This is a genomic window from Lysinibacillus sp. 38-6, from assembly GCF_046245175.1.
Classification (GTDB): domain Bacteria; phylum Bacillota; class Bacilli; order Bacillales_A; family Planococcaceae; genus Lysinibacillus.
In genome coordinates this window covers 3,576,812-3,590,764 of sequence record NZ_CP176417.1, presented here as the reverse complement: position 1 = coordinate 3,590,764, position 13,953 = coordinate 3,576,812, and the positions used below count along the sequence as shown (strand labels likewise).

Here is a 13,953-nt window from a genome sequence, read left to right as displayed (position 1 = left end):
GAAGGAGGATGAAATGATGGATTCCAAATACATGCAAATTATAGAGGACGTGAAAGAGCAATTAGCAACAGGCGTACTATACGCAGGTTGTAAGCTTCCTTCGGTACGACAATTATCTGAGCAATTTTCGTGTAGTAAAAATACAATTATTCGAGCTTATTCCCAATTGGAACAAGAACATGTTATTTATGCAATTCCTAAAAGTGGTTACTATGTAGTGAATGAATTTCAGCACAACAAGCATGCGCATGAAATGATTGATTTTTATTCTGCTGGTCCAGATAGTGACGCATTGCCCTATGTTGACTTTCAACATTGTATGAATCAAGCGATTGAACAATATAAAGAGGAACTGTTCACCTACACCGATCAGCAAGGTCTCTATTCTTTACGTGTACAACTCGCTACATATTTGCAAAATTTACAAGTTTTCACCCAACCCGATAGATTAGTCGTCGTTTCAGGCTCACAACAAGCTCTTAACTTGCTCGTTACAATGCCTTTTCTAAATGGTAGAAGCAATATTTTAATCGAACAACCGAGTTATTTTGGGATCATTGAATCTATTCTTTTGCATCAAGTAACAACGTACGGTATTGAATTAACGATGGATGGCATTGACCTTGAGCGATTGGAATATATTTTCCGCAATCATGACATTAAATTTTTTTATGTTATCCCAAGATTTCATAATCCTCTTGGTCATAGTTATACGAATAGTGAGAAGAAAAAAATTGTGGAGTTAGCAGAGAAATATGATGTCTATATAGTGGAAGATGATTTTTTAGGCGATCTTGATCCAAATGCAAAAGCAGATCCTCTATTTTCTTTTGCCCCTTCTGGAAGAGTCATTTATATTAAAAGCTTTTCGAAAATCTTTCTTCCTGGGTTAAGAATTGCCACTGTCGTGTTACCCCATCAAATGGTTGATCGTTTTTTACGTTATAAATTTAGTGCAGATTTTAATAGTGCTGCTTTATCTCAAGGCGCATTAGAAATTTATTTAAAAAATGGCATGTTCGATAACCATCTTAAAAAAATTAAAGCGCTCTATTTTAAAAAAATGCAAATCCTGCAAGAGGCATGTGAATTACTATTGCCTGCTAATACTACATTTTCTAAGCCTACTTCAGGCTTTTACTTATCCATCTTTTTACCTAACAATATAACGGCCAAGCAAATAGTGCATATGCTAAACGAGCAACATGTGTATGTTGATGATGCCTCGAGAATGTTTTTACCAGAATATAAAAAAGACAATATTTTGCGTTTATGTATTTCGCAAGTAAATGAAAGCCAAATTAAACCGGGCATTGAACGTTTGGCTCACTGTATCAATCTCATTAACAGTAGAAAGCATCACCAACCACCGAAAACTTTTTCACACTTCCAAAATGGCTAAAGTCGCCGCTTAAAAAGTGTTAGATTGACTGTTATCAATCTAACACTTTTTTGCTGTGCGGTAGTTTCCAAGAGTTATCGGCGATTGGTGGACTTCTATCGGCGATTTCCTCCAGTTTACCAGCGATTCTCGGACTTCTATCGGCGATTTCCTCCAGTTTACCAGCGATTCTCGGACTTCTATCGGCGATTTCCTCCAGTTTCCGTTAATTTGAACATGCTCTCACCAATAAAATAATGACGATAATAATAACAAACGAACCGATATTGATTAAACACCCACTGCTTGGCGCACCTGTGCGTGCTTGAGCTTCTGCGCTATTTAATGCTCCCCCAGGATTATATTTTTGCTCTTTTGCTTTTAAATTTTCTCTTTCTCTCTCTGACATTAAAGCCCCCCTTTAACTTAAAACACCTCTTGCATGATGATTTGCTCATAATACGCTTCAACCTTGTCTCGATTTCTGCGATTTCGTATATTGAATAACATACAACTCGTACATGTCGTTATTTCTGTTTGTAAAGTATCAATATAAATAGTTAATGGCTCGTCGTCGTAATGCGCTGTTATTGCATCATGTAAAATTTCTTCTAACACAGCAGACGAATATTTTGGTATTAACAAAGTGTATAATATGTCATCACATTTCACTTCTTTTCTCCAAGTCGTTTCTTGCCTTGCTTCATCAAAGCCGCACTCATCACATACCATTCATCTCACGATCCCCTCACCCTAACTGGTATAAATGCGGTTTTAAATTGCACTTAAATATAAATCTAATGAAGCCTCTACTTCTTTTGCGACTAGCTCGACAAAATCCTGATAGTCTTCAGTCGTATGGGCCTTATCTAAAGCATTATAGTAGGCTAAACGATTTTCTACACGAATAATAATTGGTGGGTAGCCTGATTTCATTAACTCTAAATTTAATAAAAGTCTTGAAGTACGTCCGTTACCATCAATAAATGGATGAATCCCTACAAAAATTACATGTAGCATTGCACCCCGTACAATCGGATGTAAATGTTGAGCTCTTCCATCATACCAAGCCATTAAAGTATCCATTTGCTCTTGAATTTTAAATGGTGGTGGAGGCGTATGAACTGCACCCGAAATAAATACTTGCTGATCTCGATACACACCCGCATAATCATCATCAATCCCTTTTAAAACAAGACGATGCAAATTTTTTATTTGCCATTCTGAAAAAGGCTCTTCCTTTTGTACAACATCTTCAACATAAGAAATAGCATCTCGGTGGTTAATAACCTCTAAATGCTCTCGCATCGTTTTACCACCAACTGTAATCCCTTCAAGAACCACTTTAGTTTCATTAATTGTTAAGGTGTTACCTTCAATGGCATTTGAGTTATATGTCCATTCTAAAAATAGCTTCTCTCGTAAACTTTGCACTGTATATTTTGGTAAAGGGCGCTTGGCATCTAATTGAGCCTTTTTCTTATCAATTATTTCAAACATACTATCACTCCCTCTAAAAATTCTTTTGGATATTATAGCTTTTAAAATAAGCAACTGTATATTGATGCGGTTCTTTATCTGCACTCATAATTTCAATTCCTCGATCATCATACACATGGAAGATACACTTTGTTCGTTGGTTAACGATAAAAACGTCTGGTGCATACATACTATTATTTCGTTTTAATCGTGGACGGAGCTTTAGAAAATCTTTATTCGCGAGTGCCTTTAGTAGCTGACGCAATTTAATTTGCGAAACTTTACATGACCAAACCATTTGCTGAACTGCGACAATTTCTTCATCAAATAACCATTCAAAGTTCGTTAATTGCAATTGATATTTTCCCATAGAATCTTTCATGAATCGTTTGAGAATATTGGGGTAGGTCGTTTTATTTTTAACAATAGGATAGCTATTTACAACAATAAAAACCTCGTCCTCACTTTCAAATAAAAACGACTGTACTTTCTGAAGGAATTGATACGTAACTTCAATCGTATGATTACATGGTGATTCTATATGTAAAGAGTAAGCCCAATTATGATAAAAATCCGGTACTAAATTTTGCCCTTCATAATAAGTATCCATGAACTGCCGAAATTTCATACAGTATTGAACCTCCTACCATACTATTTGTTCCTCATTATATAATAAAAACCAACTAAAACGTATTTGTTCTAGCTGGACTTGTAAAAACCACACTTACTTATGGTACGGTTCAACTTATATAATACCAAATATTACATTTCCCCAATATTTATAAACATAATATATAAATAAAATATTCTATTGACATCCGCACGTATTAAATATATATTTTAAATGATAGTGATAATCATTATCATTTAAAATATATTTAGTAGGAGTGTTATTTAAACATGAATCACAAGCGTTACTTTTCATTATTTACAATGTTCATAATAGCTGTACTTTCCTTTGCTTTAGCTGGATGTGCAGATCAAGAGTCTGGCTCAGCATCTACAGATTCCAAAGATGCAACAGCAAAAACAGATAGTCAGTCGTCCGAAACACAGTATCCAATTGCCATTAAGCATGCATTTGGAGAAACGATTATAGAAAAAAAACCAGAGCGCGTAGCAACAATCGCATGGGCAAACCACGATGTCGCTTTAGCTCTTGGTGTTGTACCAGTGGGCTTCTCGGCAGCAAACTATGGTGTCCAAGATGATAGCGGCATGCTGCCATGGACAGCGGCTAAATTAAAAGAATTAGGAGAAGAAAATCCAAATATTTATCAAGATACAGATGGTTTAGATTTTGAAGCGATTGCTGACTCCAATCCAGATGTTATTTTAGCTGCCTATTCAGGTATTACACAGGAAGACTACGATACTTTAAGTCAAATTGCGCCAGTGGTGGCCTATCCAAAAATCCCATGGGTCATTTCATGGCGTGACCAAATTTTATACAACGCAAAAGGGATGGGCATGGAACAAGAAGGAAAGCAATTAATTGCGGATACGGAGAAATTAATTGCTGACAAGGCAAGTAGTTTCCCAGAATTAAAAGGTAAAAAAGCTGCATTTGCTTCGTTCAGTGCAAACGATTTATCTAAGTTTTATATTTATACGCCAGCAGATCCTCGCGGAGAGTTTTTAGAGGAATTAGGGATGGACTATCCACAAAGCGTTAAAGATCAAATTGCTGATAAATCTAGCTTCTATATTGAATTAAGTGCTGAAAATGCAGATGCTTTAAAGGATGCCGAAATCTTTATCACTTATGGGGATGACAACACTTTAGCTGCATTACAAGCTGACCCTATTTTAGGAAAAGTGCCAGCAATCCAAAATGGTTCAGTCGTCGTAATTACTGATAATACGCCATTGGCCGCCGCAGGTAACCCAAACCCATTATCCATTCAATACACAATTGACGAGTACTTATCATTAATCTCTGATGTTGCGAAAAAGCTGAAATAACATGATGCATACATCCGCTTCAGAAAATAAGCAAATTTTGATGCCACGTAACTTGAGCAAGCTCCTTATTGTGCTTTTCATATTGCTATGCCTTAGTGTCGTTGCATCGCTTGTATTTGGTTCTCGGATGATTACTTGGAGTCAACTTCTGGATGGTCTATTTCATTCGGAAGTTGCTTCTCATGAGGCAAATGTTGTTCGACAAAGAATTGTGCGAACGATTTTTTGCTTTATGTGTGGTGCAGCTTTAGGCGTTTCCGGCGCATTAATGCAATCTGTAACGCGCAATCCTATAGCGGACCCTAGTATTTTAGGTGTCAATACGGGTGCGTCTTTATTTGTTGTTTGCGGAATTGCCTTTTTACATATTAGTTCTGCAAATCAATATATTTGGATGGCTATAACAGGGGCTATCATTACTGCTATTTTCGTCTTTACTGTCGGTTCGCTTGGTAGTGGTGGCGCAACACCGATAAAGCTCGTCTTGGCAGGTGCGGCAACGAGTGCAATATTATCATCACTTGTAGTGGCTGTAATGATACCGCGCACGAAAGTGATGGATCAATTTCGTTTTTGGCAAGTTGGCAGTGTAGGTTCAGGAAGCTGGGATACGATCACACTATTTATTCCGTTTTTAGCGGTGGGACTGTGTATCGCGATTTTCTCTGCGCCAGCATTAAATGCGCTTGCACTAGGAGATGAAGTAGCGACTGGTTTAGGTGTAAAAACGGGGACGATACGACTTATCGCTTCATTTGGTGGCGTATTATTATGCGGTGCGGCAACAGCATTAGCTGGACCAATTGGCTTTATCGGATTGTTAGCGACTCATTTAATTCGCTTACTAATCGGGCTTGACGTCCGCTTTGTTATTCCCCTTTCGGCATTCGCCGGAGCTATTATTTTAACGATTGCTGATGTGTGCGGCAGGCTATTAGGAAGCCCAAGTGAACTGGAAGTAGGTATTGTTACAGCCTTTATCGGCGCACCCCTTTTAATTTTAATTACAATGAAAGCGAAAATGCGTGCACTATGATGAATGAAACAATGATGGCGATTTATCGCTCAAGAATGAAACGCAAACGTCGTTACTTCCTCATGACATGTTTGCTAACAGTTTTGGCGCTTGGACTTATGGCTTTGATGCTTATGCTTGGCAATACCATTTATCCAGTAAAAGATGTAATTAGTGTCGTCTTAGGTAAAAATGTCAAAGGTGCTTCCTTTGCAGTAGGAACGATCAGATTACCCCGCATGATTGTTGGCCTATTTTCAGGCTTTGCATTCGGTGTTGGCGGCTACATTTTCCAAACGATGCTGCGAAACCCATTAGCCAATCCTAATGTCATTGGTATAACAGCTGGTTCTAGTGCTGCTGCTGTTTTTTGCATTATTGTATTGCATGCGAGTAATGCCTTTGTATCGCTTGCCTCTGTCGTGGGAGGACTGTTAACCGCTATTGTGATTTTTATATTGTCAAAAGGTAGTTCGTTTTCCATCGGTCGATTAATTTTAATTGGTATCGGTATTCAAGCGATGTTAAATGCTTTTATTTCTTATTTAATGGTCATTGGCAATACGTATGACCTCCCTTCTGCTATGCGTTGGTTAAGTGGTAGTTTGAATGGTGCGAAAATGGAAAACCTTTATCCTTTGATTGTGACCGTTTGTATTTGTACACCGATTGTCCTTTTTTTGGCTAATCGATTAGAAATATTAGAGCTCGGTGAGCAAGCAGCGACATCACTCGGCGTTGCTACGAATAAAACGAGATTATTATTGTTGCTTAGTTCGGTATTGATGATTGCTATGGCTACTGCAGCTACTGGTCCCATTGCCTTTGTCGCCTTTTTAGCAGGTCCGATTGCAAAAAAATTGGTTGGTGTAGGCTTTTCAACTATCGTGCCTGCAGGCTTGATTGGCGTTATTTTAGTATTAGCCGCAGATATAATAGGTCAGTTTGCATTTGAAACCCGATATCCTGTTGGCGTCATTACGGGGATTATCGGTGCACCGTATTTAATTTATTTATTAATCCGTATCAATCGAAAAGGAGATTTATAATATGAAGCCAACACATACATTTCGAGCAGAACACATTACGGCTGGTTACGACAATAAAACGATTTTACAAGACGTTAGTGTAACGGTTCCTAGCAATAAAATCAGTATTATTATTGGTGCGAATGGCTGTGGGAAATCTACGTTGTTGAAGACGATGGCTCGACTCATTAAGCCGACTGCAGGGCAAGTGATGTTAGATGGACAATCCATTCAAAAATTGCCAGGAAAGCAACTTGCTAAAGTGCTAGGCTTATTACCACAATCACCTATCGTGCCCGAGGGTATTACGGTTGCGGATTTAGTTGGTAGAGGTAGATTTCCACATCATCGCTTTTTAAAAGGGTGGTCAAAAAAAGATTATGCTGCGGTCGCAGAAGCGATGGACATGATGAATATTACGGAGTTTGCTGATCGTCATATTGATGAACTATCCGGTGGTCAAAGACAGCGTGTATGGATTGCCATGGCATTAGCGCAACAGACCGATATTTTGTTTTTGGACGAGCCAACAACATTTTTAGATATAACATACCAAGTTGAAATTTTAGATTTACTGACAGATTTAAATCGTAAATATGGTACAACGATTGTCATGGTATTGCACGATATTAACTTATCCGCACGTTATGCCGATTATATTTTTGCCCTACATAAAGGCAAACTCGTAGCAGAAGGTGCGCCATCTGACATTATTACAAATTCTTTAATTAAAGATATATTTGCACTCGACTGTATGGTTATCGAAGACCCTGTTTCGACTTCACCATCAGTCGTGCCGATTGGACGGCATCATAACAAGTTGGACGCCATGACAGTCAATGGGACTGGGCAGCCAGTACATTTAACAGAATCCGTGATTTAACATACCGATGAATGCCCAAATAAAATGCCACCTCCTAATCTAAGTTAATAGATTAAGGAGGTGGCAAAAAACGTTACCCATGCATCGGGTCATTTTTATGCTTTGGCCCAATCATGTTAAATAAAATATTTAAAATAATCGCTGTCACAGAACCACAGACGATACCATTTGAAGTTAAAATCGCAATTCCTGGTGGTAGTGATGCGAAAATATCTGGAACAACCGATACACCGACACCAAGGCCGACTGCAATCGCTGCAATCATCGCGTTTTCTGCTGATTCATTCATAACTGGTACAAGCATCCCCATACCTTGCGTAATCACCATACCGAACATCGCTAACATTGCCGCACCCAATACTGGTGTTGGAATGATCGTTGTTAACGCTGCGATTTTTGGTAAGAAACCAAGAGCTACAAGGAAGGCACCTGTTAGGTAAATGACTTTGCGATCTTTGACGCCAGACATACGCGTAAGTCCTACGTTTTGAGAAAATGTTGTATATGGGAAGGCATTGAAAATACCTCCGATAACAGAAGCAAGACCTTCAGAACGATAACCACGTGCTAAATCTTTTGAATCTAGTTTTTTATTACAAATATCGCTCAGGGCAAAATAAACACCCGAAGATTCTACTAAAGAAACCATTGCTACAAGCGTCATTGTCAAAATCGCTGACGCATCAAATGTCGGTACACCAAAATAGAATGGTTGCACCATATGGAAAGCACCCGCTTCTGACACAGGCGTAAAGTCTACTTTCCCCATAAATGCGCCTAATACAGTTCCTGCAACTAAACCGATTAAAATGGAAATGGCACGAGCAAAGCCTGTTGTAAAACGATAGACAACTAAAATAATAACTAACGTAATAAACGCTAAAGCAACATTCGAGCCTGATGCAAAATCCGCAGCACCTTGTCCACCCGCCATATTGTTCAATGCTACTGGTAATAATGAAATACCAATAATCGATACAACCGAACCGGTTACAACCGGTGGGAAAAATTTCACAAGCTTACCGAAGAAGCCTGCGATGACCATAACAATTAGCCCTGATGCAATAATTGAGCCATAAATATCTGTAATCCCTTGTTCAGGGTTTGTCCCAATTAAAATAATTGGGCTAACCGCTGTAAAAGTACAACCTAGAACTACCGGTAAACCGATACCGATAAATCTGCCTGAATACACTTGCAGTAATGTAGCGATCCCACACATCATAATGTCAATCGCTACTAAATAAGTCATTTGCTTTGAATCAAAACCTAGAGCATCTCCGATAATAAGTGGTACTAAAATAGCACCTGCATACATCGCAAGTAAATGTTGAATTGCTAGCGTTGTTGACTTAAAGGCATTCATTATGCACGATCCTCCGTGGCAAACGTTACTTCACCATCTTCTAAAGAATCCACAATTGCTAATGATTCTACGCGCACACCTTGTTCACGTAATAGTTTTCCGCCATCTTGGAAGCCTTTTTCAATGACGATACCAACACCAACAACAGTTGCCCCTGCTTGTGCTGCAATATCAAGTAAGCCTTTTACAGCTTCACCATTTGCTAAGAAATCGTCGACAATTAAAATGCTGTCATCTTTATTTAAGAAATTACAAGATACTGAAATTTCATTTGTTTCATTTTTTGTGAAAGAATGTACTTTTGAAGAATATAGATTATCTGATAATGTTAAAGATTTGCGTTTACGTGCAAATACGACTGGTGCACCAATTTCAAGTCCTAAAAAGACAGATGGTGCAATACCTGAAGACTCGATCGTTAATACTTTCGTAATCACATCATCAGAGAAGCGATTTGCAAATTCATGCCCAATCTCTTTCATAAGTTGTGGATCAATTTGGTGGTTTAAAAAAGAGTCAACTTTTAATACAGAAGAAGATAAAACTTTACCTTCCTGCTTAATTTTGTCGTGTAATAACTTCATTGCTGTTTTTCCTTCTTTCTTAATAATAATAAAAAAAGCGCTAAATACATTGATTCCATTCATCTACGAGTGGAGCAAGGCATTCAGCGCAAAAACGTCGAAACTAATAGAAAAAACATACTTAGTATGATATTTCTAAAACAATGCTACCCATAGTCGATTCATTTACGGTAAATCGGTAGAAACTTACGAGCCATATTCTCGCTATTATATGAGTGAAATAGTATTAAGCTAATAGTTCTCTTCATTCGGTAGAAGGTTAAATCTACCGTTGAAAAAAGTTTAAATTTTCGGAATTTAATGGTATTTACGTGCTATTTTGACGTAAACGTTCGTGTTTTACAATTTATGTTCTGATTATATCAGACTATTTTCGAGCTTGCTAGTCATTATTTTGATAAATGGAAAGGTACTGTCATAATGACGACATTTTTGTGAAATAACAGCGATGTTCGAATTAATAGACTCGATTGATTGTGTAGCATATGATGCCACCCTTTTTTCGGTAAAAATTGCGGAATCACTACTGTTACTTGATAACCCATTTTCGCATATTGGTGTTCTACTTTATCGATAAATTTTTTCAAAGGATGCGTAATACTACGATATGGCGAATAATAAGTCACAAGCCGTACATCTGGTTGCCATGCTTTCCATTTTTCTTCAAAGGCTTTTGCATCCGCTTGATCGAATGCCACATAAAAAGCAACAATTTTTTCTACATGCAAGGACTTCGCGTAATGCAGTGAATTTTCTACTACTTTCGTAATACCCGCTACTGGCACGATAAAGACATTGCCATCAACGTTCGGTAATGTTTCTCCACTTAGTCGAAGTTGCTCCCCAACAGCATTGTAATGATGCTTAATGCGATGAAACATCCAAATAATAAGCGGTAAAAAGATAAATACCGGCCATACTTGCGGAAGTTTCGTAACGAAAAACATCATCGCTACGACAAAAGAAATCGCAGCCCCGATTGTATTAATAACAAATTTCATAACCCAACCAGTAGGCTTTTCACGCCACCATTTTCGCATCATACCAGATTGCGCCAATGTAAATGGTATAAACACTCCGACTGCATAAAGCGGAATTAAATGCTCTGTTGTGCCGTCAAACAAAATAATAAGGACGATTGCTGCTAAGCCAAGCATCATAATGCCATTTGAGTAGCCGAGACGGTCGCCGCGAATTTGAAATATTCTCGGAATAAAACCGTCTTTCGATAAATTGACTGCCAATAAAGGAAAGGCTGAATAACCTGTATTCGCTGCAAGCACTAAAATCATGGCTGTCGTTCCTTGCACAATATAATAAAAGATATTACGTCCTACACTTGCTTCGGCAATTTGCGAAACAACCGTAGCTTGTGCATTTGGTGCCACTCCGTAAAAATAAGCTAAGCCTACAATACCAATAAACAGCACTGCTAAAATACTCCCCATAGCTAAGAGTGTTTTTGCTGCATTGACCGGTGCTGGGCTTTTAAAATTCGGGATTGCATTGGATATTGCTTCAACACCCGTTAATGCCGAGCTTCCTGAAGCAAATGCTTTTAATAATAAAAACAAACTAATGCCTGCAACTGGTGTGCCGATTTTAGGATGTAAATCAGCTGGCACTTGCCCTGTTGCTACGTTATACATTCCAACTCCAATAAGCACTAACATGACAGCGACAAATAAATAAACTGGGTACGCTAATATAGATGCTGATTCCGTAACCCCACGTAAATTTAATATCGTTAAGCAAATAACAAAAAACACGGCAATCGGAACGTTATAAGCATGCAAACTTGGAAATGCCGATGTAATCGCATCTGTCCCGGCTGAAACACTTACTGCAACTGTTAAAATATAATCAACGAGTAATGAACCACCCGCTACAAGACCAGCATTGACCCCTAAATTTTCTCGCGATACTACATATGCCCCACCACCATGTGGATAAGCGAAAATAACTTGGCGATACGATAAAGTGAGTGCAATAAGTAGCACTACTACCCCTGCCGCAATCGGTAACGAATACCAAAAGGCAACCGTACTGACAGTCATCAGCACAATTAAAATTTGCTCTGGACCGTATGCAACTGATGACAGTGCATCAGATGAAAGTATGGCGAGCGCCTTTGTTTTACTAAGTTTTTGTTCCCCTAATGCATCGGATCTCAATGGTTTACCGATAACATAACGTTTGAATGATGATCTCATCCTTAACACCTTCTAGTTTCATAGAGTGTGTTTCATTTTTCTAAATCGATTACACCTTGGCATAATCGGTCTCTTTCTATCTACTGGGGCATTTATCGTATCGGATGACAGCAAAAAACGTCTACAAGTCATCACTAAATACGACTTGTAGACGTCCTAACGTCTGACAAGCTCCAACTTTTCTGCTCTTAACGCTTACGAGGTTAGCTGTCGGATTCGGGCCTGAGTAGCCCTACTCTTGAAAAAGAGATTCACCCCAAGAATTGTTTACACAATCCATCAAAATTGGGTCCCCCGCGTTTAGTTGCTTCAGCGATTTAGAAATTTGAAACTTTTATAATGATGTCATATTACGCCTGTAAATAAAAAAAGTAAAGAAGATATTGCCCATTTTTTCGTAAATTTTTTTAAGTCTTAAAGACAAGCGTTCAGCGGTTGTCTTGTGGCGGTTCGGCGTACTTTCGTGGCTATTCTGCATGCTTTTGTGGCGGTTCGGTATGCTTTTGTGGCGATTCTGTTCACTTTCGTGGCGATTTCCACCCGTTTCGTGGCGATTCAGCGGCCAGCCTACCTTTTACCAGCATTTTTTATAATTTACAAAAAAATAATGAGCAAACTTCTTCACATTTTTCAGTTCTAGCTATAGAATAGTAGTAATATTATTTTCCCATAGGAAACTTTATTTCATTTACGATACTTTTTGAAACGAGGGAACAAGATGGCCTATAAACAAATTACAAAACCCGCAGCCCAAGCTGTTTTAGATGGAGACATCAAAGGTTGGCGGCGCATTTTACCCTTTTTAGGTCCGGCATTTATTGCAGCAGTTGCCTATATTGATCCCGGCAATTTCGCTACAAATATAACAGCTGGCTCGCAATATGGATATTTACTTCTTTGGGTTATTGCCTTTTCCAATTTAATGGCGGTACTCATTCAATCTTTATCAGCAAAACTTGGCATTGCAACGGGAAAAAATTTGCCAGAAATAGCAAGGGAGAACTTTTCTAAAAAAACTTCAATATTTTTATGGATTCAGGCTGAACTAGTGATTATTGCAACCGATCTTGCAGAATTTATCGGTGCTGCCCTCGGTCTATACTTATTATTTGATATTCCGATGCTACCAGCAGCACTGATTACAGCTATTGGCTCATTTGCAATTTTAGAGCTACAACGCAGAGGTTTTAGAGCGTTTGAGGCAGGTATTTCAGGTATGGTGCTCATTGTTGTGCTAGCGTTTGCGTTCCAAACATTTTTAGCGCAGCCAAATTGGGGCGAAGTGACATTAGGAATGTTGACTCCTCAATTTGATGGTGTTGACTCACTGTTACTGGCAACAGGTATTTTAGGGGCTACGGTTATGCCACATGCTATCTATTTACATTCTTCCTTAACACAAAATCGAGTAGTGGGCCGTAATGACAACGAAAAACGACGCATTTTCCGCTTTGAGTTTATCGATATTGTCATAGCCATGATTATTGCCGGTGCGATTAATATGAGTATGCTAATCATTGCAGCAGCAGTATTCCATACGCAAGGCATAGTAGTTGAGGATTTAGATATCGCTTATAACGGCTTACGCGAAGCTCTAGGACCTATGGCGGCTGTATCTTTCGGGCTGGGACTTCTAATTGCAGGGCTTGCAAGCTCTTCTGTCGGAACATTGGCAGGCGATGTTGTGATGCAAGGCTTTATTCAACGAAAAATCCCTTTATATTTACGTCGAGCGATTACAATGATTCCACCGTTGGCGATTATTGCAGCGGGTGTCAATGCAACGTATGCGCTTGTTTTAAGTCAAGTCATTCTGTCATTCGGTATTGCTTTTGCGCTTATTCCGCTTGTCATGTTTACAAGTAAAAAGGACATTATGGGTAGCCTAGTCAATCACCGAATTACAACCGTTCTAGGATGGTTTGTCGTTGTAATCGTCGTTACGTTAAATATCTACTTATTATGGGAAACGTTATTTGCTTAAAAATATGGCTGGACCATAACGTTAATATAACGGAGAAATTAGCTATTTTAAAATT

Annotated in this window: 13 protein-coding genes and 2 riboswitches; of the genes, 6 read left to right on the top strand and 7 right to left on the bottom strand. The window is 38.6% G+C overall.

Annotated features, from left to right (window positions below; genetic code table 11):
• The first annotated feature begins 16 nt into the window (after nt 1-16).
• Nucleotides 17-1,402, top strand: a complete 1,386-nt coding sequence (locus ACKVEV_RS18310) for a PLP-dependent aminotransferase family protein (RefSeq protein WP_409370584.1) — start codon at nt 17-19, stop codon at nt 1,400-1,402.
• Nucleotides 1,403-1,607: 205 nt separating this feature from the next.
• On the opposite strand, the gene ACKVEV_RS18305 is transcribed toward ACKVEV_RS18310, so the two are convergent.
• From ACKVEV_RS18305 to ACKVEV_RS18290, 4 genes are read right to left on the bottom strand one after another with little or no spacing between them, the layout of a single operon-like run.
• A complete protein-coding gene (locus tag ACKVEV_RS18305) occupies nt 1,608-1,790 on the bottom strand; it encodes a DUF6366 family protein (protein ID WP_409367645.1) in 183 nt (60 codons plus the stop codon).
• 17 nt (nt 1,791-1,807) lie between these two features.
• Nucleotides 1,808-2,113: a hypothetical protein gene (locus ACKVEV_RS18300; protein WP_409367644.1), complete on the bottom strand. Its 306-nt coding sequence runs from the start codon at nt 2,111-2,113 to the stop codon at nt 1,808-1,810.
• Nucleotides 2,114-2,155: 42 nt separating this feature from the next.
• Complete coding sequence (locus ACKVEV_RS18295) at nt 2,156-2,881, bottom strand: Fic family protein (protein WP_409367643.1); 726 nt, start codon at nt 2,879-2,881, stop codon at nt 2,156-2,158.
• A 13-nt stretch (nt 2,882-2,894) separates the two neighbouring features.
• Nucleotides 2,895-3,488 (bottom strand): hypothetical protein, encoded by a 594-nt coding sequence (locus tag ACKVEV_RS18290; protein ID WP_409367642.1) that lies wholly within the window; start codon nt 3,486-3,488, stop codon nt 2,895-2,897.
• A 272-nt stretch (nt 3,489-3,760) separates the two neighbouring features.
• On the opposite strand from ACKVEV_RS18290, the gene ACKVEV_RS18285 reads away from it, so the two are divergent.
• From ACKVEV_RS18285 to ACKVEV_RS18270, 4 genes are read left to right on the top strand one after another with little or no spacing between them, the layout of a single operon-like run.
• Entirely contained in the window at nt 3,761-4,825 is a 1,065-nt protein-coding gene (locus tag ACKVEV_RS18285; protein WP_409367641.1) for an iron-siderophore ABC transporter substrate-binding protein, read from the top strand.
• Between the two features lies 1 nt (nt 4,826).
• Nucleotides 4,827-5,861: a FecCD family ABC transporter permease gene (locus ACKVEV_RS18280; RefSeq protein ID WP_409367640.1), complete on the top strand. Its 1,035-nt coding sequence runs from the start codon at nt 4,827-4,829 to the stop codon at nt 5,859-5,861.
• Nucleotides 5,858-6,889: a FecCD family ABC transporter permease gene (locus ACKVEV_RS18275; protein WP_409367639.1), complete on the top strand. Its 1,032-nt coding sequence runs from the start codon at nt 5,858-5,860 to the stop codon at nt 6,887-6,889. Before ACKVEV_RS18280 ends, ACKVEV_RS18275 begins: the two co-directional genes overlap by 4 nt.
• A gap of 1 nt (nt 6,890) precedes the next feature.
• Nucleotides 6,891-7,751 (top strand): ABC transporter ATP-binding protein, encoded by an 861-nt coding sequence (locus ACKVEV_RS18270; protein WP_409367638.1) that lies wholly within the window; start codon nt 6,891-6,893, stop codon nt 7,749-7,751.
• A gap of 73 nt (nt 7,752-7,824) precedes the next feature.
• Here ACKVEV_RS18270 and ACKVEV_RS18265 read toward each other — a convergent pair whose 3' ends face one another.
• From ACKVEV_RS18265 to ACKVEV_RS18255, 3 genes are all read right to left on the bottom strand, one after another.
• Nucleotides 7,825-9,117, bottom strand: a complete 1,293-nt coding sequence (locus ACKVEV_RS18265; RefSeq protein ID WP_409367637.1) for a nucleobase:cation symporter-2 family protein — start codon at nt 9,115-9,117, stop codon at nt 7,825-7,827.
• Nucleotides 9,117-9,701 (bottom strand): xanthine phosphoribosyltransferase, encoded by a 585-nt coding sequence (locus ACKVEV_RS18260; protein WP_409367636.1) that lies wholly within the window; start codon nt 9,699-9,701, stop codon nt 9,117-9,119. Before ACKVEV_RS18260 ends, ACKVEV_RS18265 begins: the two co-directional genes overlap by 1 nt.
• Nucleotides 9,702-9,834: 133 nt before the next feature.
• A riboswitch (purine riboswitch) is annotated at nt 9,835-9,936 on the bottom strand.
• A 154-nt stretch (nt 9,937-10,090) separates the two neighbouring features.
• Entirely contained in the window at nt 10,091-11,914 is a 1,824-nt protein-coding gene (locus ACKVEV_RS18255; RefSeq protein ID WP_409367635.1) for an APC family permease, read from the bottom strand.
• 178 nt (nt 11,915-12,092) lie between these two features.
• Nucleotides 12,093-12,239, bottom strand: a riboswitch (cyclic di-AMP (ydaO/yuaA leader).
• Nucleotides 12,240-12,632: 393 nt separating this feature from the next.
• On the opposite strand from ACKVEV_RS18255, the gene ACKVEV_RS18250 reads away from it, so the two are divergent.
• Nucleotides 12,633-13,898 (top strand): Nramp family divalent metal transporter, encoded by a 1,266-nt coding sequence (locus tag ACKVEV_RS18250; RefSeq protein ID WP_409367634.1) that lies wholly within the window; start codon nt 12,633-12,635, stop codon nt 13,896-13,898.
• Nucleotides 13,899-13,953: the final 55 nt, after the last annotated feature.

Coding starts and splice junctions, on each gene's coding strand:
- ACKVEV_RS18255 (WP_409367635.1), bottom strand. CDS start 11,914: ATGAGATCATCATTCAAACGTTATGTTATCGGTAAACCATTGAGATCC.
- ACKVEV_RS18270 (WP_409367638.1), top strand. CDS start 6,891: ATGAAGCCAACACATACATTTCGAGCAGAACACATTACGGCTGGTTAC.
- ACKVEV_RS18265 (WP_409367637.1), bottom strand. CDS start 9,117: ATGAATGCCTTTAAGTCAACAACGCTAGCAATTCAACATTTACTTGCG.
- ACKVEV_RS18310 (WP_409370584.1), top strand. CDS start 17: ATGGATTCCAAATACATGCAAATTATAGAGGACGTGAAAGAGCAATTA.
- ACKVEV_RS18275 (WP_409367639.1), top strand. CDS start 5,858: ATGATGAATGAAACAATGATGGCGATTTATCGCTCAAGAATGAAACGC.
- ACKVEV_RS18295 (WP_409367643.1), bottom strand. CDS start 2,881: ATGTTTGAAATAATTGATAAGAAAAAGGCTCAATTAGATGCCAAGCGC.
- ACKVEV_RS18285 (WP_409367641.1), top strand. CDS start 3,761: ATGAATCACAAGCGTTACTTTTCATTATTTACAATGTTCATAATAGCT.
- ACKVEV_RS18290 (WP_409367642.1), bottom strand. CDS start 3,488: ATGAAATTTCGGCAGTTCATGGATACTTATTATGAAGGGCAAAATTTA.
- ACKVEV_RS18280 (WP_409367640.1), top strand. CDS start 4,827: ATGATGCATACATCCGCTTCAGAAAATAAGCAAATTTTGATGCCACGT.
- ACKVEV_RS18260 (WP_409367636.1), bottom strand. CDS start 9,701: ATGAAGTTATTACACGACAAAATTAAGCAGGAAGGTAAAGTTTTATCT.
- ACKVEV_RS18250 (WP_409367634.1), top strand. CDS start 12,633: ATGGCCTATAAACAAATTACAAAACCCGCAGCCCAAGCTGTTTTAGAT.
- ACKVEV_RS18300 (WP_409367644.1), bottom strand. CDS start 2,113: ATGGTATGTGATGAGTGCGGCTTTGATGAAGCAAGGCAAGAAACGACT.
- ACKVEV_RS18305 (WP_409367645.1), bottom strand. CDS start 1,790: ATGTCAGAGAGAGAAAGAGAAAATTTAAAAGCAAAAGAGCAAAAATAT.